We start from the raw sequence: 2315 nt of genomic DNA on the forward strand, positions 1-2315 counted from the left end.
GTCCGAGATGGGCCAGTATGTCGACTGGATCCATTTTGGCGAAGTTCGGCACGACAAAGCCCGCATTCCTGCCGGTCGCACCCCAGGCGATGAATTCGGCTTCGAGAACGGCGACGGAAAGGCCTTTCCCCGCCGCGTGCAGCGCGGTGGAAAGACCGGAAAAGCCACCGCCGACGATGGCCAGGTCGACAGCGAGCCCGCTCTGCAGCGCCGGCCGCTCGCGGCGGTTGCGGCTGACGGCATGCCACAGCGAAGCGCCATGCGTTTCCCGCCGAACCGTGGCATTCATGACGGCGAAATGCTCCTGGCCGTCGCCGCCTTCGCCCGCTTATCTAACCAGGACCGCCGCGGTCTGTCGCCGAATAGGCCGTTCGGCCGGATCAGCAGTATGACGCAGAGCATGACGCCGATGGCGGCGATCTGCAGCGCGGCGGCGCGAGCCTGCTGTTCCGGCGGGAAGAGGATGCTGGTCAGCGTGCCCGATCCGGCCCATATCGCCCACACCAGGATGCTGCCGATGACGGCGCCGAGATTGCTGCCGGAACCGCCGACGATCAGCATCACCCAGACCTGGAAGGTCAGGATCGGCAGATAATTGTCCGGCGCGATGAAGCCGGTGAAATGCGCCTGCAGCGCGCCGGCCAGCGCCATGATGGCGCCGCCGACGGCAAAGGCCTGGACGCGGTAGAAACGCGCGCTCTTGCCAAGCGAGATCGCCGCCCGCTCATCCTCGCGCAACGCCTTCAAGACCCGCCCCCACGGGCTGCGCGACAAATGTTCCAAGGCGAGATAGGCGATCAGCGTCACCACCGAGACCACGCCAAGGTTGGACAGGTTGAACAGCAGCGGCGTCTCGGCAAGGCTGCCGAAGGGGCGCGGAATAAAACCGATGCCGAACGGGCCGCCGGTCAGTTTCTGCGCGTTGAGCGCGACCAGTTGCACGACGACGGCGACGCCGAAGGTGGTGATCGCCAGATAGTCGGATTTCAGCCGCAGCGTTGCCATGCCGGTAAGCGCTGCAGCGATGCCGCCGACGACCATGGCGCCCGCCCAGCCGACAAGGATCGGCAGGCCGAAGCCGCCCAGCCGCGCGGCATCGTCCGGTGTGGTCAGCAGCGCCGATGTGTAGGCGCCGATGGCGACGAAGCCGGCGAGGCCGACATTGAACAGCCCGGTCAGGCCCCACTGCAAATTGAGCCCTAGCGTGACCAGCGAGAAGATCAGCGCTGTGGTCAGGAAGAAGGCGCCGTAGCCGAGCAGGTCCATCAGCGTTCCCTCACACCAAACAGGCCGATCGGCCGCACGAACAGCACCGCCATCAGGATGATGAAGGAAACGGCGGCGCGCCACTCGGCGCCGATCAACTGCACCGCACCAGCCTCGGCGAGCCCGATGATCAGGCCGCCGAGCACCGCACCGGGAATGCTGCCGATGCCGCCGAGAATGGCGGCGGCGAACATCGGCAGCAGCATGTCGAAGCCCATGAACGGGCGGATCTGCACCAGAATGCCGATCATCACGCCGGCGACGCAGGCGAGAGCGCCGCCGATGACCCAGGTGACGCGCACCACGCTGGCGACATCGATGCCGACGATGCGGGCCAGCGCCGCGTTCTGGCTCAAGGCCTGCATCGAGCGGCCGGTCTGCGTGCGCGTTATCAACAGATGCACGCCGAGCACCAGCACCGCGGTCAGCAGCAAAAGCGCGATCTGGTCGGGTGTGATGCGGATGCCGAAGCCGATCGGCATGGCGATCTGGATCGCGCGGCTGAAATAGGTCGGCCGCGAGGTGAAGGTGAATTCGAGCAGGCTTCTCAGCGCCATCGAGGCGCCGAAGCTCGCCATCACCACGATGATCGCCTGGCCTTGCGAGCGAAGCCGCGAAAACAGCACCTTGTCGAGCAGCAGCGCCAAGAGCGCGGTGAAGGCCATGCCGATAACGAGCGCAACAATGAGCGGCCAGCCGAAGGACAGCGGTGCGATCGGCGCCACCTTGCCTACTGTCGCACCGATGGCGCTGACGACGGCCAGCGTCGCATAGGTGCCCCATGCCATGAAGTCGCCATGGGCGAAGTTCGAGAAGCGCAGGATCGAATAGGTAAGCGTCACGCCGATGGCGCCGAGGCCGATCATCGAACCCGTCAGCAATCCGTCGACGACAAATTGCAGGCTCATGCCTCACCTCCTTTCCCTGCCTTAGATGGGCGCTGGCCGAGATAGAGTTCGGCGACCACCGGATCGTTCCACAATTCGGAGGCGATGCCCTCGTGCCGGTCCTTGCCTTCCACCAGGACATAGGCGCGGTCGCCGATGGCG

The 2315-nt window shown here is 65.7% G+C and carries 3 protein-coding genes and 1 pseudogene; all 4 read right to left on the bottom strand.

All coding sequences use genetic code 11. From position 1 onward, the window contains the following. On the bottom strand, positions 1–289 hold a 289-nt coding region (locus EN939_RS30510), incomplete at its 3' end, for an FAD-dependent oxidoreductase (RefSeq protein ID WP_164751365.1). Continuing rightward, complete coding sequence (locus EN939_RS30515; RefSeq protein ID WP_164748655.1) at positions 286–1269, bottom strand: branched-chain amino acid ABC transporter permease; 984 nt, start codon at positions 1267–1269, stop codon at positions 286–288. The genes EN939_RS30515 and EN939_RS30510, both read right to left, overlap by 4 nt. Beyond that, the gene (locus EN939_RS30520; RefSeq protein ID WP_127271373.1) at positions 1266–2174 is read right to left on the bottom strand and encodes a branched-chain amino acid ABC transporter permease; all 909 of its coding nucleotides are present in this window, start codon (positions 2172–2174) and stop codon (positions 1266–1268) included. Before EN939_RS30520 ends, EN939_RS30515 begins: the two co-directional genes overlap by 4 nt. After that, a pseudogene (locus tag EN939_RS39870) lies at positions 2171–2315 on the bottom strand (ABC transporter ATP-binding protein); the annotation flags it as partial. The gene EN939_RS30520 and the pseudogene EN939_RS39870, both read right to left, overlap by 4 nt.

The organism is Mesorhizobium sp. M7A.F.Ca.CA.002.05.1.1 (assembly GCF_003998335.1).
Classification (GTDB): Bacteria; Pseudomonadota; Alphaproteobacteria; order Rhizobiales; family Rhizobiaceae; genus Mesorhizobium.